A 21590-nucleotide genomic window follows, 5' to 3' on the forward strand; every position below is an offset into this window, starting at 1 on the left:
GCTTATCTGTTCATGGCCGAAACGGATATTTCTCTTGCAACACCAAGTGGAACAATCGACGGCACGTTGAGTTTTTCAGACGCTCTCGAAAACCTGGATTTTGCGTTTATGGGCAGTATTTCCGCGTCTAACGGGCGCTGGTTGTTGCTTGCGGATTACAACTACACCGATTTGGCGTTCAGTAACTCAACTCCCGGCCCGGCGTTTTCGAGTTTGGATACCTCCGCCACAACACAATTTCTCAGCGGCTATGTCGGATACCAGGTTTATGAGACACCTGCGATCAGCGTGGCCTTAGCAGGCGGGTTCAGGTGGTTCAGCACGGAAACCACGTTCCGATTGCAACCGGGAGTTGCCGCCGGACGAAGTGTGACGACCGATGATAACTGGACTGATCCAATCGTCGCTGCCCGTGCACGCGTTCGGATTTCTGACAAATGGTCAGGGACCGGATTTGTGGATTACGGCGGATTTCGGAGTGGTAGCGAAACCTGGCAAGTTCTGCTGACCGCAGATTATGAAATCAATGACAGATGGCTGATCCGGGGCGGGTACCGCTATGTTTCCTTCGATCATGAGATCAACGGCAATGATTTCAAGTTTGACCAATCAGGTCCGCTGCTGGGCGCAACTTACAGGTTCTGAAGATAACGTCAGGCGCAACCCCGGTACTAGTCAATTAAATAAAAGCGGTTGAGCGCTGTTGTTAACAAGGGGCGTTGTTGCCCGCCAGACCGGAACGCACAACTTGATGTCTTGTAAGCAGTTGTTTTTATACAATTATTTATTGACTTTGGTGGGTGGCGGAGACGAAGGGATTCGAACCCTCGAGACGGTTTCCCGCCTACTCCCTTAGCAGGGGAGCGCCTTCGACCACTCGGCCACGTCTCCGCCGACGGGTATATCCGTGCAAGCAACGGAAATACAAGGTCAATTCCGCAGTGTTTGGATTTTTTTACAGATCCATCCGAACTCTTTGAAATAGAACGGAATCGCGCCGGTTTGCATCCACTATTGGTAAGAGCGGGTTCACTTTCTTCAGGCCCGATGCAATTCGCAATATCCTTAGAATCGCGGGCCTCACCTGTGGCATCTGGCCTTATGTGCGAGAATCTGAACGTGGCAAGTCTACAGCCGCGCTCAAGTGTTCGGTCGGCTTTGCAACGTGAAACCGGGCCACGATTTTTTGCGTGATTGCCTTCCGCACGCCAGCGAGAATCTGACAACTTATTGAAAAAGCGTAGAAAACACATTCCCTTTTTTGAAGTCACGATCTGGTAACGCCGTGATGCGATTCGTTCTGTTGTCGATGAGGAGAAAATCATGTCGCAACATACCGTTCCGTCTGAACCAGGGCAGAACCCTGATGAAGCCAATCAAAAGGTAGGTCGGGGTCGACGCCATTTGAGTATGTTGACGCGTTCCTCTCAGGAGGTTTTCAAGGATCACAACGGTGAATCGGACCTTTTTGAAGGAACATGGCCCACGAATTTCTCGAAGGGTTTGTGTCATGACGGAAACGGAGTTGTCGACGCGCAGGTCTATGCCGAATTTCTGGAAGAAGTGGCGGATCCGACCTGCACCGACAATCTTGGCAATCGGTTGGCGTTGTTCGACACGCCAGCCTATTCCGGGCCCTTCCGCACCGCGCCATCAGAGGGTGGTGAATTTAGGTGGCGTGCGTGGGAAGGGCCAATCCTGGGCCATCGGCTTGGTCTCAACGGATGTGACGCAGGGGGTTTGGGAATTGCCCCTGCGCCCCGGCTTGGCTCGGATGAACTGGCGGCGGAGATGGCCGAGATCTACGCGATGGCCTATCTGCGGGATGAGTCATTTGAAGCCATCAGAGATGGTGCCGGTGATGTGGTCAACGTGGTAAGTGCCCTTGGTCAGATGGAATGGTTCCGGCGCGATGGCAGCCCTCGGGACGCTGATCGCGCAGAGATTGGAAAGGTTTCATCGGCGCGGCGGGTTCGGGATGGTGGCGGCCTGACCCCTCAAACCCTGTTTCGTGGTTGCTCGCAGGGCTGTGCGCAGGGGCCATATCTGTCGCAGTTCCTGGTACAAGGCCACGACCCACTGACAGCAGAACAGGCGCGCCGACAAAAGCAAAAGCTGACTCAGGCAATGGCCGCCGGGGCGGTTCCCTTCGGCGCTTTGAGGATCGACCAGAAGATCCTGCCGCAGGCAGCGGGAGTGGATTACTTGCGGGATTGGGCTGAGTGGTTGGACGTTCAGAATGGGGCGGACACAACGGCCGAACAAGCCTTTGAGAGCGATGGATCGAAATTCATTGAGACACCGCGCGACCTTGCCTCTTACGTGCATTTTGACAGAATTTATCAGGCTTTTTTCAATGCTTGCCTGCTGATGCTAGGACAGGGCACGCCGACAGACGAAGGTCTGCCTGATGATGGATTTGCTGGTGTGCGTGATCCAGGCTCTGCTTGGGGCGGTGCGCATGTTTTGTCCCTGCTTACGGAAACCGGAGCGCGTGCCCTGCGGGCCGTAAAACGACAGACCTTTCAGGTGCATAATCGTGCCCGACCGGAAAAGCTGGGCAGTATCACGAGTTTGATGGCGAACGGTTACGGCACGGCACTTGGCGCGGCCGAGCCTTTCGCCGCGGCCCATCTGGGAAAACTCGAAGCTGCGACAAGCGAAGGTTTCAGCCTTTTGGATGCAATCGCCGCCTCGCCTTCGGTGAAGCGGTTTGCGCATAACGCCATGTCCCATAAAGGCTTGCCGCGAAATGACCGTAACTTGCTGCTGCCGGTTGCCTACCCCGAAGGCTCGCCAATGCACCCTTCTTATGGGGCGGCTCATGGTGCCGTTGCCGGGGCATGCGTCACAGTGCTCAAAGCTTTCTTCAGAACGCAGGCTTTGGATGGATCACGGGTGTCTTTGGCTGCGGCTGGTCTGCCTCGGGTCCTTGTGCCAGCTGCGGGGGGTAAGACCCTGATCGACTCGACCCGACCGGAAGACAGTGCAGACTGCCTGACGCTAAATGGCGAGCTGAACAAGTTGGCTGCGAATATTGCACTTGGGCGCAATCTGGCAGGGGTTCATTTCTACAGCGATTATTTTGACAGTATCCGGATGGGTGAGCGTATCGCGGTCGGAATACTTGCAGAGCATATGGCAAAATCACCGGCGTCATCGAAAGTGTCGCTGGAGACCTTTGACGGCGATCATCTCAGCATCTCGGGAAATCGGTCTTCTGGCAGTGAAATCCACGTAGCCAATAGTTCGCCTGAGTTGTGGTGGACCCGCCATCTGCCAGAGCAGGCAGGTTGGGGCGGATGAGGTTTCAGATTTTTTCGGAGGAAGATTTTTCATGATGCTTCCGTGCTCGTCAACGATGATGATCTCTCGAACCAGGCTGGAGCTGCCGTGGCAAATATTGATGGCGGATCAGCCCTGCGTTTCAGATACAGATCGGTGTTCCTCGATGGCCGTTTTTCAATCGCCAGGTTGCGCCGATAGGGGCGTGAGTGAAGCTGCCCTGTCGGACTGGAACTCGAGAATTGAAGGAATCTTCAATAGCAATGGAGTGAGCCCGTTCCTGGTCATGGACCCAGACGACATCGTCGATGGTCAGATATCGACGGGGTTTAAATGGTCTGCCAACCCGCGCGAGCCTCGGGATTGTCTGGGCGAGGAGTTGGCCGCCAGCCTTTCGGATCAGGGTTGGGCAAGCAGGGCTGAGCTGCACAATGAATTTCTGGAATATGCGCTGATTTTACGGCCCGATTCCGAAGGTAAAATGCGGCCGAAGCGCTTTGTCGCCACGACCGAACTGATGGAGTGGTGGAGAACCATGGCAGTGTTTGATCTGGATCACTTCCTTTCGGTCGTCGAAACCGTATCCAAATGTTCATATTCCTGCGAAGAGTTGTTCGGGGTTTCGCGAGCAGACTGGTGCGCATTGGACGTGCCTCAACGCATCGCTCGTTTTCACAAAAGACTGGTGGGAACAGATTTTGCCCATCCACCAGAGCATCCGTTGAATATCGAACATGCTCTGTTCATGATCAGAGAGACGAACAGCCTGAGCGACCTGATCGCCATAATGCATCTTTCCTCATTCCCCTATGTTGTCGGCCATGGTGAAAACAGAAGGCCCGCGCGACTTGATGAGGTGTTACATTTTGCCGACCGACTGGATCTGTATTGTCGCCATGCGGGATCTGGGTTGGCGGGTGAAGCCCTTGATCTGGCCTTCTCCAGGGGCACGGCGACACCGACAGGGCGCGCAATGGCGTTCGCGAATCCTCTGGGGCTTTGTATTCGGGCGTTTCACATGTCCGAACTGTTCGTGGATGCGGCGAATGTGCCGGCAGATTGGGTGCGTTACCCGCGCGGTGAAGCCGGGATGCCAATGCGCCTTGAGTTTGGGCCGGGTGACGATGATCCGCGGTTTCTGGACGATATCACCTTGGGAACAGGGTCAATCGCACGGCCTGAGTCGGGTTATGCGCTTGCCAGCCTGATCGAGGTTGGCCCCTTGATAACTGTAGCGGCCAAACCACGCGCGATCACAAGGGTCGAATTTGTTGAGGTGCCGCCAGTTGATCCAAGCGATATCGTTTGTGGACTGCCGGAAACCCAACGATGCAAACAGATTTCTGAATTTGCGGACCGGACCGAAACTGAGGTTTTTGGCAACGTGGCGCCAACTTGCCAATTCAGTCACTGACAGACGTTTCAAACCGGCACGGCTTTGACAACGGGCAAAGGTATTTCCGGTGCGGTCATATCGAATATGGCAATCGGACGACCGGCCGCGTTGGCCGTTGCTGTCAATGCGGTCATCAGCGTCGGGTCGGGGCTTTGCCAGGCATCCACATCGAAAGAGGATGCCGGAGTTGCCGGGCGATCGGTTCGCGCGCCGCGATACAGTCGGAACAAACGCGCCTGTTCCTCATTCATCGTGTCATCTGTCACGCCGGTGTGGTCAAGCGTCACCATATTGCGCCAGGAGACAACCGCTTCGCATGCCGCGTGCCAGACACCTGTCGCCAGATCGGCGGAAAAAGCCGTTCCGTAAGTTGGTCGCCCGCCATCCGCATCGGCGCAGACCGCACGCAGCAGCAGGCCGACGCCCGAAACCATGCGAACGTGAACGCTCAGATGACGCAGGTAGGTGTTCAGCCAGCGGGTCAGATCGCGCGGCAGCGCTGTTTCGGGCAACACCTGGTCGAACCCGTGTGGTTCAAGCGCGTGTTCCAGACATTCAAGCGCGGCCCACAGCGCAGCGGCTTCATGCGTTGGTCCCGCTGCGGCCCCCTTCGACGTGATCTGCCCGCCGCTGCCCAGAGCACCCAGAGCAAGGGTATCATTTGGCAGAACATGCGTGGCACCATCCGATGAAATCAGGCTTTCGCGGGTTTCGGGCGAATCCGCGCTGTATTGCAGCGCATAACGTTCGATCGCTTCGAAACCCGAAAGCCGGGCGGCTTCGTTCCGGTTACGCGCTGTGCCAAAGGACACGCGATGTTTCATTGCGCCAGCGGGTGGCACTGTTCCGTTTCGCAAATTGATCATGCGAAAAGCGGTATGGATCGGAGCACTTTTAGGAAATTCAGCAAAAGAAGGTCCGGAAATAAGCCCTGCGTTTTCGGCCAGTTCAATCAGCGCGTCGGTCATTTTTGTTTCCGGATAGGTATGTAACGGGTTATACAAATGGTTGTGGTTGTTAAGAAAGGACTTTTAATATGGCTCGTTTGATTATTAATCCGAAATACACACTTAAGGATCTTGGCTGTGAAGTTCTGAACGCCGCCCGGAGCAACGCGCTGGGGTCACAAGAGGATCGCGACGCGGCTGAGCGAAAGATTCATGAAATCCTTGCTGATGTCGGCAATCCTGCGGTGGAGTTTGTTTATGATTCCAAGGGTAAGGTTCATATCGTCATCCCCGATCTGAGCGATAAAGAGCCAGACCCAAATCCCGATCACGAGTCTTGGTGCTGTAAGCTGGCCTATGAAGCGATGGGTGGCATTGTTGTTTATGGCTGTGGTTCCTGATTGCAGTATCTGAACTTGCCTGAGGAGTTTATTTGAGCAAGGCAAAAACCAAGATATTCCTGACCGGTCCGTTTCAGGTGATTTGCGACGACGGTCAGGATGCAACACCACGCGGCACCAAGGCGAAAGCGCTTCTCGCCTTGGTGTTGTTGTCTAAGAATGCTGTTCGCAGCAGGGCTTGGCTGCAAGACAAACTTTGGAGCAAAAGCTCACCCGCGCAGGGTGCAGCTTCGTTGCGCAAGGAACTTAGTGTCCTGACCAAGCATCTGGCCGGGTTCAAGCTGGAGTTTCTGGACATCGGGCGCGAGAATGTCTCCATCGACCTGAAAGCGCTTGAAATCGATTTGTTTGATGAACCGCTTCAACCCGATCGCGCCGAGCTTCTGGAAGGGTTGGATGTTGCAGATCCGGAGTTTGAAGACTGGTTAGCCGTTGAACGGCAAGCGTATTGGGATGTTGGTTTTGACGAAAATGCACCCGTTCCGGTCGGCGCGCGCTTTCCACCCCATTGGGGGCGCCAAAGACCGGCAATTGTAGTCGAGTCGTTTGAAGTAATCGGTGACGATAACAACATCGACGTGGCAGCGGCGTCGATACGGGATGAGCTGCTTTTCCTGTTGGGCACCCTGTCGGATGTCATCGAATTGCGCGATGCGCGCAGGCAAGAAGGGCCTGTCGACGGTTATATGCTAAGCGGCAGCGTGGTAGCGGCCGAAGGGCTGCGGGTGGCGGCACAATTAACATCAACCGTGGATCAGGTGTGCCTGTGGACCGAACGTTTCCGGTTTCGGGAAAAGGATACGTTTGACGCCGTTGAAGAAATCGCAATGAAAGTTGTCGAAGCGCTTCAATTGCGGCTGCGGGATGGTCACTGGTCCGATATCTGGTCAGCACGCGCCACATCCACCGAAGTTTGGACCGCATTTCAGAATGGTCGCATTCAGGAGAGCCTTACGACCAAGGACGGCCTGTTTCGTGCCATTCGCCAGTATGAGGTCTGTTTGCAGCGCGATCCGGACTATCTGCCTGCGCGGATCGCTGTCGGATTCTGCCGTCTGGACCTGATCCGGTTGGGCATGGAAGATTCACCGGAGCAAATGTTGGCACTGGTCGAGGCCGACTGCGCCATCATGCGTGAAAAACACCCTACGGATCCCTATTGCGCTGCGCTCGAAGCGTTTACCCACAACGTTGCTGGCCATACTGCCGAAGCTTGTCAGCTGATGCGCAAAGTTCTTGAGCGGTTCCACAGCAGCCCCGAATTGCTGGGCTACTATGGTGTTTTGTTGATGTATGATGACCGGCTTGAGGACGGAATAGCCACGTATCGGCAGGCCCTTGCGTTAACACCGCACCCGCCCATCTGGATCGAGGCCAACTTGTCCATGACCCTTGCCCTCTCCGAAGACAAGGCAGCATGGCAGCACGCGCATAATGTCTTACGAGTGGACCCCGGCAGCGTGCGCGCACGGGTCGTGTTATGCATGTTGTCTGCCGCCGCTGGCAACCAGTCACTGGCACGCCGGCACGCCCGTCGCATCCTGGAATTGCAACCGGGTTTTACGGCCAAACGCTGGGCCTGGCCTGGCTGTTTCAAAAACAGAAAATACTATGAAGAAGGCGCACGGTTGTTGGCCGAAGCAGGTCTGTGATGGTGGCTATTTGTCTTCCAGCACTTGACGGGCGACGCGGAAACACTCCAACGCCTGCGGAACACCGCAATAAATCCCGACCACGTGGATGATGGCGCGTATTTCTTCTTTGGTCACTCCGTTGGTGATGGCACCACGGCAGTGTATTTCCCATTCATGCATCTTTCCCAAAGCGCCGATCATGGACAGGTTCATCATCGATCGCGTTTTTGCGTCGATCACATCATCCCCCCAGCCAAAACCCCAGCACCAGGCGGTCATGGCTTCCTGAAACGGACGCGTGAAATCATCTGCTGCTGCAAGGTTCTTTTCCACATACTCTGCGCCCAGTGTATTCTTTCGTTGTTCCAACCCTTTCAGGAATAGGTCTTCGTCAAATAAGTCGGCCATTGCGGGTCTCCGATTTTACAGCGTGTCAGGCGGTGTTTGTATGCGGGATCGTAGTGTGATTTCATCCGGTGGTGTACCTGTATACCCGGTCCGGCATGTCCACTATGTCGATATACCCAAGTGCTTTGGGCAAGAACCGGTCGATTTCGCAAGGGTGCCATTCCTTGGGGATCCGCGTGGTTGATCTACCCGCTCAAGGGCAGGGCAAACAGGTTGTGTCTGCCTGGGGTGGGTTTCATTCCACGGCCTCGCGCATCCATTGTTGCAACTTGGCGATTGAGTGTTCGGACATCACACCGCAGCCCGGATCCAGCACCAGCGGGCCGGGGCGGTAACCACGGGATCTGAGGCCGCGATGCACGGATTCCACAAGCCGGATGTCTTCTTCGACCGTTGTTTCCCTGTCCTGAACGGCCAATTGCCTGATCACCGCGCTTTCCGAACCACCTTCGGTGTACCAACCGCGCCAGACGGTGCAGTGATCCGTGTCACTTGCGCGCCAGTGATATGTGTTCAGCACATTGCCCGGATAGCACTGGAACGAAAACATCGGCCACAGGAACCAAGACTGGTAATCGCCCGCATGAGGCACTGACAGGTCGATAGGGTAGGTCATCTTGTCGAGACTCTGACATTCGGTCGTGTGGCGCAGCACGAAACCGCCGCCTGCATCGGGTTGGATGTCGTAGGTTTCGGGCTTGACGACACCTTCAGCGAATGTCGGGTGGTTGGTCGGACAGTGATAACACTCCGAGTAATTCTCGACGCTGACCTTCCAGTTGCAGTGTTCGGGGATCTCGACCCATTCCAGCGGCTCAAGCTCGTCGACATGCGGGACAAATGCACGGATTTCCTGCCGCACTCCGGGATACCAGTCATCCATCGGGGCTGCGTTGTCGTCGAGATTGACGAAGATGAACCCATTGAAGATTTCGGTCCGGACCGCCGTCAGGCAGATTGCACTGCGGTCAAATCCGGGGACGGATTTGATATTTGGACCTGCTCGCAGCTGGCCGGACAACTCGTAGGTCCACGCGTGGTAAGGGCAGACGACGACGCGGGTGTTTCCTGCGCCCGAGACCATTTCATGCGCACGGTGCTGGCAGACGTTATAGAAAGTGCGAATTTCGCCTTCGCGCCCGCGAATGCAGAACAGGTTTTGCCCGGCGATCTCAAAAGCAAAGTAATCCCCTGTTTCCCGAACCTGCGCGACATGGCCTGCGAATTGCCATGTTCGGGCCAAAAGCCCCTGCATCTCCTTCTCGAAAATTGCAGGGTCGGTATAGTAGCGCGCGTCCAGTGAGTGGGTCAGCGGTACGTTCATTCGGGTTCCTCCGCATAGATGCCAAGCTGATGGCGACGACGATGGAAACGTTCGACTCGTTCGACGATCTCGTCGCTGGATACCGCGATCACGAAAGACAGCAGCGTTTCCAGCAGCGCGATGGTCGAAACGGATGACGGGAAAAACTGCGGGGTATCTGCTGCGACGACAAACCCGTGATGGGCGTTCCGGATCACAGGGCTGGCCGGACTGTCCGAGATACCTATGACAGTCAGGCCCTGCTGACGTGCCAGTTTGACCGCCTCGATCACTTCCGTTCGGTAGGGATGACAGGTGATCGCAATCAGCACGTCCTGCTCATCGGCCCAGGCCAGATCGTCTACCGGGGTTGAACCGGGGCGGGGGATTGCATGAAACTGCTTCATCCCGGTCGAAGCCAGATAAGTAAAGTTGCGCGCGTTGGAGTTGTTGACGCCTACGCCGAGTGTGAAAATCTGGCGAGAATTCCAGATGACTTCGGCAGCAGATTTCAGGCGGTTTGCGTCGATCCCTGCAAATGTTTCCTCGATATTCCGGATCGCGGCACCGATCATATCGGCATACAGCCCGCCCAATTCACCGGATTTGCCGATGTCCTGAAGCCATCTGGCGCGGTCTGGAAACGACACGCGCCCTTTTCGGATCGCGTCGCGAAAGGGTTCGCGAAAATCTTCGTACCCTTCAAACCCCACTTGCCGTGCCATGCGCACAAATGTGTTGGGCTTGACCTTTGCCGCCTCGGCGATTTCGCGCACGGTTGAAACCCCTACATCCGCAGGGTTTTCCAGAACGTACCGCGCGGCTTTCTGCGCCTCAGGGGTCAGGGCGTCCCACTCTTCGGTCAGGCGGTCCAGAACAGTTGATGATACATTTGTGTCATTCATGATTGACGATGGTACAAATGTGGAATTAGCCTGTCGAGCAGAAAAGCGACTCGGGAAGAGGAAAAATCATGTCCGGGAATGAACTGCCGTCACACGCACGCGTGGTCATCGTCGGAGGCGGCGTCATGGGCGTTGGTCTGGCCTACCATCTGGCCCATGAAGGCTGGGGCGAAGAGACTGTTCTGCTGGAAAAGGCCGAGCTGACCAGTGGCAGTACATGGCATGCGGCGGGGCAGATTACGCATTCAACCTCAAGCTTTGGTCTGGGCAAATGCGTCGATTACAACATCGGCTTGTATTCCGGCCTGCTGGAGGCCGAGACAGGTCAGCCTGTCACGTGGCATGGCTGTGGCTCGTTCCGCCTTGCTTATACCGAGGATGAGATGGACTGGCTGCGCCACACTTTGTCGGTTGGTCGGTCGCTGGGCTTCAATATCGAGCTTGTCGGCCCCGAGAAGGTGGCTGAACTGCATCCGTTTTATAACCTCGAGGGTGTTCTGGGCGCGCTGCACACGCCCGATGACGGCCATGTGGACCCGACCAACGTGACCATGGCGATGGCCGCCGGGGCACGCCAGAAGGGCGTGCGCATTTTCCGCAGCTGCCGGGCGACGAACATCACGCAGGGCGCAAACGGTGAATGGATTGTTGAGACCGAACGGGGAGCCATCATCTGCGAGCATGTGGTGAACGCGGGCGGCACCTACGCGCGCCAGATGGGCGAATGGTCCGGGCTGCAACTGCCGATGACGTCAATGACGCACCATTATTTCGTGACCGAGCCGGTGCCGGAATTCCAGAATCTGGACAAAGAACTGCCGGTGATCCGCGATGACCGCAAAGTCTCGGGTTATATCCGGATGGAGCAGCAGCGTGGCCTGATCGGAATATACGAGAAAGCGAATCCGAACTCGGTCTGGCATGATCATTGCCCTTGGGAGTATGAGAACTGGTTGTTCGACGCGGATTATGACCGGGTAATGCCATGGCTTGAGGAAAGCCTGAACCGGATGCCGATCTTTGCCGAGCTGGGCATTCAGCGCGATGTGCATGGGGCGATTTCGCACCCGCCTGACGGCAACCCCCTGATCGGTCCTGCGCCGGGTGTGCGGAATTACTGGTGCTGTTGCGGGACGCAGATCGGGATCGGCTGGGGCCCGGGTCTGACCCGAGAACTGGCGCGCTGGATGGTGCATGGGGCTGCCGATATCTCGATGCGGGATTTCGATCCGCGCCGCTTTGGCAGCTATGCCACCAAAGACTGGCAAGTGATCAAGGCGGAAGAAGATTACTGCTTGCGGCACGAAATCCCGTTTCCACACTTCAATCGGCTTGCAGGGCGTCCGATCAAGCCGTCGCCACTGTACGAGTTGCTGAAATCCAAGGGCGCGGTACATGAAGAGGTCTATGGCTTCGAACGCCCCCGCTGGTTCGCCCGGGACGGCGTGGAACAGCGCGATCACTATTCCTTCCGCCGCACTCCTGTCGACGACATGGTCGCGGCCGAGGTCAAGGCAGTGCGCGAACGTGTCGGCATCATGGATGTCACCGCCTTCACCAAAGTCGAAGTATCGGGGCCGGATGCCTATACCCTACTTGATCGGTTGACTGCTAACAGGATGCCACAAAAAGTTGGCTCGATCACGCTGACCCATATGTTGAACGGTCGTGGCCGGATTGAGTTGGAGACTACGATTGTCCGCATCGCCGAAGACCGCTTCTATCTGGTCTGTGCGGCGTTCTTCGAACAGCGCTTGCTTGATCACCTGGCACATCAGCGCAAGGGTGAAGTTGTGCAAATCACCGCGCTGTCTTCCGATTGGTCGGCCTTGTCGCTGAACGGTCCCAGATCACGCGAAGTTCTGGCGCGCTGTACGGATACCGATCTGAGCAATGCCGGGTTCCGCTGGCTGTCAGCGCAAGAGGTCACGATTGTCGGTCATAAACTCTGGGCGTTTCGCATGTCTTATGCGGGCGAACTGGGTTGGGAACTGCATATGCCTAACGCTGCCTGCCTTGATGTCTACAATGCGCTATGGGCTGCGGGCGAAGCGTATGGCATTGCGGACTATGGCAGCTTTGCCATGAACGTGATGCGGATGGAGAAGGGCTTCAGAGGGGCAGGTGAGCTGACCAACGAGGTCACTCTGGCCGAGGCTGGCGTGCTGCGCTTTGCCCGTACGGACAAGGATTACCTGGGCAAGGACAAGACGTTGAACACCGATTTGCCATGGATATGTGCCTATCTGCAAATCGAGCCGGATGGCGAAATTGACGGCCATGGAGGCGAGGCGGTGATGCTGGACGGGCGTGTCATAGGCTCGACGGCTTCGGTCGCATTCGGCCACACGGTCGGTAAGATATTGGCCTTTGCATACATCAAACCCCAAGCAGCAAAAGTGGGAACCGAATTGGAGGTCGTGATTCACGGCAAGCCGCGTCCGGCCCGAGTACTGGACAAGCCCGCCTACGATCCAGACAGCCTGCTGCCCCGCACAGACGCAGTAGTGGAGACCGCCTGATGAGCCTGCCCGCCACAATGAAAGCCATGGTCACGATGGGCCATGGAGGGTTAGAGCAGATAGTTCGGCACGATAACTGGCCGCGCCCTGAACCTGCGGAGGGCGAAGTGCTGATCAAGGTTGTGGCATGTGGGCTGAACAATACAGACGTCAATACGCGGTCGGGTTGGTACTCCAAGACGGTCACGGCCGCGACAACCGGTGGCGCGTTTGAACAGGTTGGTGAAGATGATCCCACCTGGGGCGGTAATCCGATCACCTTCCCGCGAATTCAAGGGGCCGATATCTGCGGATATATCGTTGCCGTCGGCGACGGTGTTGATCGCGGGCGTATCGGCGAGCGTGTCATCACGGATGGCTGGCTGCGCGATCCGGTGGAACCATACAATATGGACAAGACTGGCTATTTCGGCTCGGAACGGGATGGCGGTTTTGCCGAATACGCGACAACTCTGGCGGTGAATGCTGTGGCAATCACCTCGGACCTGACGGATGCTGAATTGGCAACTTTTTCCTGCTCTTACTCCACCGCCGAAGGCATGTTGACCCGTGCCAATGTGACCGGCGAGGATACGGTTTTGGTTCCAGGTGCTTCGGGCGGTGTGGGCGGCGCGCTTGTGCAACTGGCCAAACGGCGCGGCACACGGGTGATCGCGATGGCATCCGAATCCAAACACGCGGACGTGGCCAGACTTGACCCCGATGTCATTCTGCCACGCGCACCTGCGAACCTGCGCAAGGCGCTGGGCGCGGAAAAGATCAGTGTGGTTGCTGATGTCGTAGGCGGGCCATACTGGCCGAACCTGATCGACATATTGGAGCGGGGTGGCCGTTATACCTGTTCGGGCGCAATTGCAGGCCCGATCGTCGAACTTGATCTGCGCACATTCTACCTGCGCGACCTGACCTTCACCGGTTCGACCGTCATTGACCCTCAGGTCATGAAGAACCTCGTAACATACATCGAGGCCGGTGAGATCAAGCCAGCGCTTGCCGCGACATACGCGCTGGAGGATCTCCGAGAAGCACAAGCCGCGTTCATCGCGAAAGAGCACACCGGCAACATCGTGGTGATGCCATGACGCTTGACGATGTTCTCGAAGCTGCCCGGCAAATGCACCATGCGCATCCGGGCCTTGCTGCGTTCGCGCCTTGGCCGGGTGATCTGACCCCGACGGGGTTGGATGCCGCACCCATTCCCGCAACGAGGCTGGTGGCAGCCTTCGATCTTGTTGAAGACACGCCAACCCGTGACTTGATCGCGGCGGTCAAAGCGACTGCGCATCTGGCACATTGGAAACACACCTACACCGAAAATGAAGTTGGTGCGGATTTCCTGAACCGATACGGCTATTATGAGCTGTTCGGTCTAACCGGACATTTTCACTCGACCCTGCTGCGTGGCTACATCGCGTTTTGGGGGGCTGGCCTGAATTACGATTGGCACAGCCATCAGGCCGAAGAACTCTACCACGTTCTTGGCGGAGGTGCGTTGTTCAAGGTCGATGGGGACGAAACATATGTTGGTGCCAATCAAACGCGCTTGCACGCAAGTTGGCAAAGTCATGCCATGGTTACCACAGATCAGCCGATCCTGACTTATGTTCTGTGGCGCGGTGAAGGCATGTGTGATCTGCCCCGGATGGATATCGCATGAAGATCAAGGCTATCACAGTATATCACATCGATCTCCCGCTGGAGCATCCATATTGGTTGTCTGGTGGGCGACTGAAATTCGAAACGCTTGACGCGACACTCGTGAAAATCGAAACCGATGCGGGGTTTGTTGGCTGGGGTGAAGGGACCCCATGGGGCCATACCTATGTGCCGGCGCATGGTCCGGGTATCCGCGCCGGGATTGAAACGATGGCGCCGTTCATTCTGGGCCTTGATCCGCGGCGGGTTCTGGATGTGGAACGGGCTATGGATCTTGCCTTGCCCGGGCACCTTTATACCAAAAGCCCTATTGATATGGCCTGCTGGGATATCGCGGGTCAGGTGGCGGGCGTGCCGATTGCCGATCTGATGGGGGGTGGATCGCGGACACCGCGCCCGATTGCGTCCTCGGTCGGGGCGAAAACTGTAGACGAAACGCGCGCGGTCCTAGAGCGTTACCGCCAGCGGGGCTACATCGCACATTCCGTGAAGATTGGTGGTGACGTTGAACGGGACATCGCGCGTGTTCGCGATGTCGAGAGTATTCGGCGACCCGGCGAGATCGTTCTTTACGATGTCAATCGTGGCTGGACGCGTCAGCAAGCGTTGCGTGTGATGAGCACCTGCGCGGACCTGAATGTCATGTTCGAACAACCTTGTGAGACGCTGGAAGACATTGCTGCAATCTCGGGGCTTCACCCGTCACCCGTTTCCGTGGACGAAAGCCTTGTGACTTTGCAGGATGCGGCCCGTATCGCCCGCGATGGTCTGGCTCAGATTTTCGGAATCAAGTTGAACCGCGCCGGCGGGCTGACCAAGGCTGCACGCATGCGGGATATCGCGCTGGCCCATGGGATAGACATGTTTGTAATGGCCACAGGCGGTACGGTTCTGGCCGATACCGAAGCATTGCATCTGGCCGCGACCATCCCGGATGACAACTGCCTTGCCGTATGGGCCTGTCAGGACATGATCACGGTCGATATTGCCGGGGGGCGTGGGCCCCGGAATGTTGATGGCCATTTGCACCTGCCAGAAGAACCTGGGCTTGGCGTTCATCCGGATGAAAACACATTAGGTGATCCAGTGGGAGTATACGCTTGAAAATCAACAAGATAACGCTCTGGTCTGTCGATCTGACAAGTCATGAAACGTACCACATGGCTGAAGGTAAGACCTGCGCCACTGTGAAATCCCATGTCCTGAGCCTTGAAACGGACACCGGTCACAGGGGGTGGGGTGAGGTTTGCCCGATCCCGCATTACTTGCCGGCCTATGCGGATGGGGTGCCGGGTGCCATTGCTGAGATGGCGCCTGAAATCCTCGGGATTACCCCATTTGGTGCAGACGCCCCCATGCGCAAGCTGGACGGATTTCTGCAAGGGCATCAATACGCGAAATCGATCGTCGATATCGCGCTTTGGGACCTGTTCGGTCAGGCGGCAGGGATGCCGGTTTATGCGGTGTTGGGTGGGCGAGCGCAGGCGGATATGCCGCTCTATCATTCAATCACTTGCATTGCGCCGGACGAGATGGCGCGCATTGCTAAATCCGCTTTTCAAACTGGTATCCGCCAGTTTCAGGTTAAGCTGGGCGTCGAGGGCGATTGGCAGGCGGATGCCGAACGGTTGATCAAAGTGCGCGAAGCCGTGGGAACCGGGCCATTGGTTTACGGTGACTGGAATTGTGGAGCATCGCGATTGCAGGCGACCCGTACCGGGCGTGCGGTGGCACATCTGGACGTGATGTTGGAACAGCCCTGCAAAACGCTGGAGGACTGTGCCGCTGTCCGTCAGGCTACCGGTCTTCCGATGAAAATCGACGAGAGTGCCTTTGATCTTGCCTCGCTGATGCGTGCGCATGACCTCGGGTGCATGGATGCGGTGGCGCTTAAACTTTCAAAATTCGGCGGATTGTCGGCAATGCGTCGTGCGCGGGACCTGACCGTGCATCTGGGCGCCGAGATTTGCGCGGAATGCACATGGGGGTCTGATATTATTACCGCGGCTTCACTCCACTTTGCGGCGTCGACGCCGAAGAGCTCCCTGATGAACACGTGTGACTTGTCGTCGTACGTGGCCCCGCGTCTGTGTCCTGATGCACCAAACCGTGAAAACGGCCGGATTGCTCCGCCCGAAGGTCCGGGATTAGGTGTGACCCCTGACCTCGAAATTCTTGGCACCCCGATTTTGGAGATTGATTGAGATGCTGAAGATCCAGACACAGTCCGAGTGGATAGCACGCGCAAAAGAGGTTCTGCCAGCTGGCGGTTTCGGCAACTTCGATCCGGGCATCATCATCGCCCGTGGTGAAGGCAGCCGTGTCTGGGACGAGGACGGCAACGAATATGTCGATTACCTGATAGGGTCGGGTCCGATGCTGCTGGGCCATGGCCACCCCGAGGTGATGGAAGCCGTATTGGAACAGTTGCCAAAAGGGATGACGTTTTTTGCAAACAACAGCAAGGGCATCGAATTGGCCGAGGCCATCATCGACGCCGTTCCCTGCTGCGAGCAGGTGCGCTTTGTCGCGTCAGGCGGCGAAGCCGACATGTATGCGATTCGCCTGGCGCGGGCTTATACCGGGCGCAGCAAGATTTTGAAGTTTGAAGGCGGTTACCACGGTATGAGCGCCGAGGCGCAGATGAGCCTTGCCCCAAGCCGCAGGGTCAATTTCCCACAGGCTGTTCCCGACAGCGCCGGTATCCCCGACAGCGTGGCCGAGCAGATGCTGATCGCGCCCTTTAACGATCTGGAAGCCGTCGCTGCTTTGCTGGAGGAAAATGACGACGTTGCCGCGATTATGGTCGAGCCTTTGCAACGGATCATTCCGCCAATGCCGGGATATTTGCAAGGCCTTCGAGGCTTGTGTGATCAACATGGTGTGTTGCTGATCTTTGATGAGATCGTCACCGGATTCCGGCTGGCTTATGGCGGGGCGCAGGAACGATACGGGGTCACACCGGATATCTGCACTCTGGGTAAGATCACAGGCGGTGGCTTCCCTCTGGCTGCGCTCGGTGCCAGCGTCGAGATCATGAAGCATTTCGATAAATCGAAGGTCGGGGAAGAAGGTTGGCTGATGCAGTTGGGGACCCTATCAGGGAATCCGGTCGCCTCGGTCGCAGGGCTTAAGACGATGGAGATTCTGCGGCGTGATGGCGCGTACGAGCGTTTGCGCGCAATTGGAAAACACTTGCAGCAGATTCAGACGGACGCCTTGAATGAAGCGGGTATCGCGCATCGGATATGCGGTGACGAGACTTTGTTTGACGTCTATTTCACCAACGCCGAGTGCCGCGATTATCGAAGTGCAAACCATGATGATCCACAGCGTAACGCCACTTATAATGCGGTGCTGCGCGCTCATGGAATTTTTAAGTCTCCGGGCAAGCTTTATCCGTCGCTGGCGATCACCGATGCGGATTTGGAACAGACACGCATCGCCGTCCGTCACGCCGTTGATGCGATTTCCTGAAGGTTGGATGTATACAACGTAAACGGGTCGCTGTTGAGTTCAACAGCGACCCGCTACCTTTGGAAGTCGGGGGTCAGCCTCGCCCCCTCGAATACTGATTAAATCACCGGCAATCTGAAAACTTTTCGATACTTTCGAGACTGACCCGACTTCCTCATCGGTATGTCACTTTAATGCCCGAGAATCTCGGCGGTCACAGTGATCAAGTTCACACTGCCTTAAATTAATTTGAATTTTTCCAATCGAAAAAACCCGGACCTGCCTGTTCCAACAGGTCTGCCGCCATCGCGCGGGCCATTTCTGGCCCGTCTTTGATGGAACCGGTCACATCTCTGTTCACGGTTTCCGATCCATCTGGGCGCAGGACTTCGCCGCGCAGCCTTAAGTTGTCTCCGTCCAGTTCTGCCAGACCAGCGATCGGAGTTTCGCAAGATCCGTCCAGCGCGGCCAGCAAGACGCGTTCAGCGGCCAGCCGCCATCCTGTTTCCGTGTGATGAATCGCTTCAAGCATTTCAGCCGCGCGCATATCGTTGCTGCGCCGTTCGATGCCAATGGTACCCTGTGCAATCGCGGGCAGCATGTCATCCGGAGAAATGGCGCTGGCTGGAATCTCGTCCATGCCCAGACGGCGAATGCCAGCCATGGCCAGAAAAGTGCAATCCGCAACCCCGGCTTCCAGCTTTTTCAGCCGCGTCTGCACGTTCCCGCGAAACTCAACCACTTTCAGGTCCGGCCGCCGGTTCAGCAGCTGTGCCCGGCGCCGCAAAGACGAGGTGCCCACGACGGCCCCTTCAGGCAGATCGTGGATCGAGTTAAGGCGCGGCGAGATGAAAGCGTCACGCACATCCTCGCGCGGAAGGAATGTGTCCAGAACCAGCCCTTCGGGCTGCTCAACAGGCATGTCTTTCGTTGAATGCACGGCGATATCGATTTCGGCGCGCAACATCGCCTCTTCGATTTCCTTGGTGAACAGGCCCTTGTTGCCGATTTCCTTCAGGGGACGATCTGCATCGATCATAGCGCGATTGTCGCCAGTTGTCTTGATCACGACGATTTCAAAGGCCGCTTCGGGTAGATCAAACGCATCGCTCAGGCGCTGGCGGGTTTCATAGGCCTGAGCCAATGCCAGCGGTGAACCACGGGTGCCGATTCTGAGGGGCGATGCGGGGGTGGGCAGGGTCAAAGTCATGTGCACAGCTTTAGTCGCGTCACATTGCCCTGACAATGGGGGCTGAGCTTGACAAATTGCCGCCGAAGGACGACCCGTTGCGAAAACCGGAAGACTGGGGGCGAAAATGGCCGAGACAAAGAAACTGCTGCGGGCGCTGGCGGGCGAAATACAGGATGTGCCGCCAATCTGGATGATGCGCCAGGCGGGCCGGTATCTGCCGGAATACCGGGCTACCCGTGCCCAGGCCGGGGACTTTCTGTCATTATGCTATAACCCGGAACTGGCCGCCGAAGTCACATTGCAGCCAATCCGGCGCTATGGGTTTGATGCTGCGATCTTGTTTGCCGATATCCTGCTGGTGCCGCAGGCGCTGGGTGCGGATTTATGGTTTGTTACCGGCGAAGGCCCACGTTTGTCGACCATCACGCGGCAAGCAGAGTTTGATGCGCTGAAACCGGTTGACGCAATTCATGAGACTTTGTCGCCCGTTTATGAAACGGTCCGGATCCTGTCGCGAGAATTGCCGTCTGAGACCACGCTGATCGGGTTCGCCGGCGCGCCATGGACGGTCGCGACCTACATGATCGCCGGGCGTGGAACACCCGATCAGGGACCAGCTCACGCTCTGCGAGAAAGCGATACTGTTTTATTCGAGGCGCTGCTGGATCGCATCACGGCCGCAACAATCGAGTATCTGTCGGCTCAGATCGAGGCCGGGGCTGAGGTGGTCAAGATTTTCGACAGCTGGGCGGGTTCCCTGAAAGGTGAGGCGTTTCGCAAATACGCTGTGGAACCATGCCGTGTGATTACGCAGTCCATCAAGGAGCGTCACCCCGGCATCCCGGTGATCGGTTTCCCGCGCGAGGCGGGGGAGGGGTATGTCGGGTTTGCCAAGACGACGGGCGTGGATTGCGTCGCACTGGACAACTCGGTGTCGCCTGATTGGGCTGCCAGACATGTACAGGTTGATGGTTGTGTGCAGGGAAACCTGGCCTCGTCGCATATGGTGACCGGTGGGCAGGCTCTGGTGGAAGAGACGCGGCGGATTGTCGAGGCTTTCTCGAACGGGCCGCACATCTTCAACCTGGGACATGGGATCACGCCGGATGCCGATCCTGAGAATGTTCAGTTGATGATCGATACGGTGCGCGGGCAGTAAGCAGGTTAAAGGGGGCCAGCCCCCTTCTTGGCCTGCGGCCAATTCATCCCCCGGGATATTTCGGGCCAGATGAAGTGCGGATCAGCGCAGGCTGTCAAGCTCTGCGAGAATCTCTTTAGTATGCTCGCCGCGCATGGGGCTGGGTTTCGGGGTCCAGTCATGGCCTAAAAACCGTGGGGCGGCGGCGGCCTGAAATGCGCCGTCAAAATCCTGCCAGCAGTTGCGATGGGTGTTCATCGGGTGTGAGCGAGCTTCGTCCGGGCTGAGAACTGGGGCAACGCAGGCATCTGTTCCTTGAAACAGGGCCTCCCAATGGTCGCGTGGTTGACTGGCGAAAATATCGGTCAGACGGCGTGAAAGCGAAGGCCACAGATCACGGTCGTATTGCCGTTGAAACTCGGTATCGTTTGTGAGGCCCAGTAAGTTCAGAAATTGCATGTAAAATTTTGGTTCGAGGCATTGCACGGAAATATAGCCGCCGCAGGCGCAGGCGTAGGTGCTGCTCCAGTGGGGACCGTCCAACAGGCTTTGACCCCGGGTTTCAGACAGGTTGCCGGTTTGGCGCATTGTCATCAACAGGTTCATCATATGGGCCGAGCCGTCATAGATTGCCGCGTCAACGACAGTACCTGCGCCAGTGCGTTGCGCATTGATGAGCCCTGCCAGAACGCCTGCCACAAGATACATGGCCCCACCGCCGATATCACCCACCAACGTTGGCGGTGTCTGCGGTGCTTGGCCGGGATGTGATGCATACCAGAGCGCTCCGGACAGGGCGATGTAATTCAGGTCATGCCCCGCCGTGTCGGCCAGCGGGCTATTCTGCCCCCAGCCCGTCATGCGCCCATAGACCAGTTTTGGATTGCGGGTCAGGCAGGCATCCGGGCCGAGCCCCAGTTTTTCCATCACACCGGGGCGGAATCCTTCGATCAGCGCATCGGCTGTGTCAATAAGGCGAAGCGCGGTATCCAGATCATTGGCGTCCTTCAGATCAAGTGCGATGGATCTTTTGCCACGATCCAGCAGGGAACGTTCCGGCATGCCCGGTGTCGTGGCGCCCCCTTTGCGATGGATTGTTATCACGTCAGCGCCCAGATCTGCCAGAAACATGGCTCCAAACGGGCCGGGACCCAGACCTTCAAGTTCGACAACACGTATTCCGTTCAGCATCAGGGCCCTCCATTCCCGGCAGAGTTTGCTGGCTGGTGTCGGGATTGCAAGCCGGATGATTGCTGGCGCGGGCGGTCTTCCTTCTGGCAGTTGTTCATCACATGGTGCGGAATGGGCCTGTTATCCCTGTGTTCGGGGCGATAGGGTTTGGGCCAG

At 57.0% G+C, this 21590-nt stretch carries 18 protein-coding genes and 1 tRNA gene; 12 read left to right on the top strand and 7 right to left on the bottom strand.

What is annotated here, in order from left to right; genetic code table 11:
- Positions 1–12 precede the first annotated feature (12 nt).
- On the top strand, positions 13–645 hold the full coding sequence (locus AC2FND_RS09065) for an outer membrane protein (RefSeq protein WP_496769264.1): 633 nt from the start codon (positions 13–15) through the stop codon (positions 643–645).
- 156 nt (positions 646–801) lie between these two features.
- On the opposite strand, the gene AC2FND_RS09070 is transcribed toward AC2FND_RS09065, so the two are convergent.
- A tRNA-Ser gene (locus AC2FND_RS09070) sits at positions 802–891 on the bottom strand.
- A 432-nt stretch (positions 892–1323) separates the two neighbouring features.
- On the opposite strand from AC2FND_RS09070, the gene AC2FND_RS09075 reads away from it, so the two are divergent.
- Both AC2FND_RS09075 and AC2FND_RS09080 read left to right on the top strand, forming a co-directional pair.
- Complete coding sequence (locus tag AC2FND_RS09075) at positions 1324–3306, top strand: phosphatase PAP2 family protein (protein ID WP_496769266.1); 1983 nt, start codon at positions 1324–1326, stop codon at positions 3304–3306.
- Between the two features lie 265 nt (positions 3307–3571).
- Entirely contained in the window at positions 3572–4699 is a 1128-nt protein-coding gene (locus AC2FND_RS09080) for a DUF8225 domain-containing protein (RefSeq protein WP_496769268.1), read from the top strand.
- Positions 4700–4707: 8 nt separating this feature from the next.
- Here the strand turns inward: AC2FND_RS09080 and AC2FND_RS09085 are convergent, their stop codons facing one another.
- The gene (locus AC2FND_RS09085) at positions 4708–5649 is read right to left on the bottom strand and encodes a YcaO-like family protein (RefSeq protein ID WP_496769270.1); all 942 of its coding nucleotides are present in this window, start codon (positions 5647–5649) and stop codon (positions 4708–4710) included.
- A gap of 68 nt (positions 5650–5717) precedes the next feature.
- Between AC2FND_RS09085 and AC2FND_RS09090 the strand changes: the two genes are divergently transcribed.
- Positions 5718–6029 (top strand): hypothetical protein, encoded by a 312-nt coding sequence (locus tag AC2FND_RS09090; protein WP_480919767.1) that lies wholly within the window; start codon positions 5718–5720, stop codon positions 6027–6029.
- Positions 6030–6061: 32 nt separating this feature from the next.
- Positions 6062–7681, top strand: a complete 1620-nt coding sequence (locus tag AC2FND_RS09095; RefSeq protein WP_496769272.1) for a hypothetical protein — start codon at positions 6062–6064, stop codon at positions 7679–7681.
- Positions 7682–7687: 6 nt separating this feature from the next.
- Here the strand turns inward: AC2FND_RS09095 and AC2FND_RS09100 are convergent, their stop codons facing one another.
- From AC2FND_RS09100 to AC2FND_RS09110, 3 genes are all read right to left on the bottom strand, one after another.
- A complete protein-coding gene (locus AC2FND_RS09100; RefSeq protein WP_496769274.1) occupies positions 7688–8071 on the bottom strand; it encodes a carboxymuconolactone decarboxylase family protein in 384 nt (127 codons plus the stop codon).
- 235 nt (positions 8072–8306) lie between these two features.
- Positions 8307–9395, bottom strand: a complete 1089-nt coding sequence (locus tag AC2FND_RS09105; RefSeq protein ID WP_496769276.1) for an aromatic ring-hydroxylating oxygenase subunit alpha — start codon at positions 9393–9395, stop codon at positions 8307–8309.
- Positions 9392–10279 (bottom strand): MurR/RpiR family transcriptional regulator, encoded by an 888-nt coding sequence (locus AC2FND_RS09110; RefSeq protein ID WP_496769277.1) that lies wholly within the window; start codon positions 10277–10279, stop codon positions 9392–9394. Before AC2FND_RS09110 ends, AC2FND_RS09105 begins: the two co-directional genes overlap by 4 nt.
- Before the next feature lie 68 nt (positions 10280–10347).
- Here AC2FND_RS09110 and AC2FND_RS09115 point away from each other — a divergent pair, with 68 nt between their 5' ends.
- From AC2FND_RS09115 to AC2FND_RS09140, 6 genes are read left to right on the top strand one after another with little or no spacing between them, the layout of a single operon-like run.
- Positions 10348–12801 carry an FAD-dependent oxidoreductase gene (locus tag AC2FND_RS09115; RefSeq protein ID WP_496769279.1) on the top strand — a complete coding sequence of 818 codons (2454 nt, stop codon included), beginning with the start codon at positions 10348–10350 and terminating at the stop codon, positions 12799–12801.
- On the top strand, positions 12801–13883 hold the full coding sequence (locus AC2FND_RS09120) for an alcohol dehydrogenase family protein (RefSeq protein WP_496769280.1): 1083 nt from the start codon (positions 12801–12803) through the stop codon (positions 13881–13883). The genes AC2FND_RS09115 and AC2FND_RS09120 overlap by 1 nt, the downstream gene beginning before the upstream one ends.
- Complete coding sequence (locus tag AC2FND_RS09125) at positions 13880–14458, top strand: dimethylsulfonioproprionate lyase family protein (RefSeq protein WP_496769282.1); 579 nt, start codon at positions 13880–13882, stop codon at positions 14456–14458. The genes AC2FND_RS09120 and AC2FND_RS09125 overlap by 4 nt, the downstream gene beginning before the upstream one ends.
- Positions 14455–15561, top strand: coding sequence for a mandelate racemase/muconate lactonizing enzyme family protein (locus tag AC2FND_RS09130; RefSeq protein ID WP_496769284.1), 1107 nt, complete (start codon positions 14455–14457; stop codon positions 15559–15561). Before AC2FND_RS09125 ends, AC2FND_RS09130 begins: the two co-directional genes overlap by 4 nt.
- On the top strand, positions 15558–16661 hold the full coding sequence (locus AC2FND_RS09135) for a mandelate racemase/muconate lactonizing enzyme family protein (protein WP_480482976.1): 1104 nt from the start codon (positions 15558–15560) through the stop codon (positions 16659–16661). The genes AC2FND_RS09130 and AC2FND_RS09135 overlap by 4 nt, the downstream gene beginning before the upstream one ends.
- 1 nt (position 16662) lies before the next feature.
- The gene (locus AC2FND_RS09140; protein ID WP_496769286.1) at positions 16663–17934 is read left to right on the top strand and encodes an aspartate aminotransferase family protein; all 1272 of its coding nucleotides are present in this window, start codon (positions 16663–16665) and stop codon (positions 17932–17934) included.
- 223 nt (positions 17935–18157) lie between these two features.
- Here the strand turns inward: AC2FND_RS09140 and hemC are convergent, their stop codons facing one another.
- Entirely contained in the window at positions 18158–19123 is a 966-nt protein-coding gene (gene hemC / locus AC2FND_RS09145) for a hydroxymethylbilane synthase (RefSeq protein WP_496769288.1), read from the bottom strand.
- 106 nt (positions 19124–19229) lie between these two features.
- On the opposite strand from hemC, the gene hemE reads away from it, so the two are divergent.
- Entirely contained in the window at positions 19230–20264 is a 1035-nt protein-coding gene (gene hemE, locus AC2FND_RS09150) for a uroporphyrinogen decarboxylase (protein ID WP_496769290.1), read from the top strand.
- 81 nt (positions 20265–20345) lie between these two features.
- Here hemE and AC2FND_RS09155 read toward each other — a convergent pair whose 3' ends face one another.
- On the bottom strand, positions 20346–21434 hold the full coding sequence (locus AC2FND_RS09155) for a CaiB/BaiF CoA transferase family protein (RefSeq protein ID WP_496769292.1): 1089 nt from the start codon (positions 21432–21434) through the stop codon (positions 20346–20348).
- Positions 21435–21590 lie beyond the last annotated feature (156 nt).

The sequence above is a fragment of the Ruegeria sp. BHSB056 genome (genome assembly GCF_059613305.1).

Coding starts and splice junctions, on each gene's coding strand:
- AC2FND_RS09130 (WP_496769284.1), top strand. CDS start 14,455: ATGAAGATCAAGGCTATCACAGTATATCACATCGATCTCCCGCTGGAG.
- AC2FND_RS09105 (WP_496769276.1), bottom strand. CDS start 9,395: ATGAACGTACCGCTGACCCACTCACTGGACGCGCGCTACTATACCGAC.
- AC2FND_RS09080 (WP_496769268.1), top strand. CDS start 3,572: ATGGACCCAGACGACATCGTCGATGGTCAGATATCGACGGGGTTTAAA.
- hemE (WP_496769290.1), top strand. CDS start 19,230: ATGGCCGAGACAAAGAAACTGCTGCGGGCGCTGGCGGGCGAAATACAG.
- AC2FND_RS09100 (WP_496769274.1), bottom strand. CDS start 8,071: ATGGCCGACTTATTTGACGAAGACCTATTCCTGAAAGGGTTGGAACAA.
- AC2FND_RS09075 (WP_496769266.1), top strand. CDS start 1,324: ATGTCGCAACATACCGTTCCGTCTGAACCAGGGCAGAACCCTGATGAA.
- AC2FND_RS09085 (WP_496769270.1), bottom strand. CDS start 5,649: ATGACCGACGCGCTGATTGAACTGGCCGAAAACGCAGGGCTTATTTCC.
- AC2FND_RS09115 (WP_496769279.1), top strand. CDS start 10,348: ATGTCCGGGAATGAACTGCCGTCACACGCACGCGTGGTCATCGTCGGA.
- AC2FND_RS09125 (WP_496769282.1), top strand. CDS start 13,880: ATGACGCTTGACGATGTTCTCGAAGCTGCCCGGCAAATGCACCATGCG.
- AC2FND_RS09090 (WP_480919767.1), top strand. CDS start 5,718: ATGGCTCGTTTGATTATTAATCCGAAATACACACTTAAGGATCTTGGC.
- AC2FND_RS09110 (WP_496769277.1), bottom strand. CDS start 10,279: ATGAATGACACAAATGTATCATCAACTGTTCTGGACCGCCTGACCGAA.
- AC2FND_RS09155 (WP_496769292.1), bottom strand. CDS start 21,434: ATGCTGAACGGAATACGTGTTGTCGAACTTGAAGGTCTGGGTCCCGGC.
- AC2FND_RS09065 (WP_496769264.1), top strand. CDS start 13: ATGGCCGAAACGGATATTTCTCTTGCAACACCAAGTGGAACAATCGAC.
- AC2FND_RS09120 (WP_496769280.1), top strand. CDS start 12,801: ATGAGCCTGCCCGCCACAATGAAAGCCATGGTCACGATGGGCCATGGA.
- AC2FND_RS09140 (WP_496769286.1), top strand. CDS start 16,663: ATGCTGAAGATCCAGACACAGTCCGAGTGGATAGCACGCGCAAAAGAG.
- hemC (WP_496769288.1), bottom strand. CDS start 19,123: ATGACTTTGACCCTGCCCACCCCCGCATCGCCCCTCAGAATCGGCACC.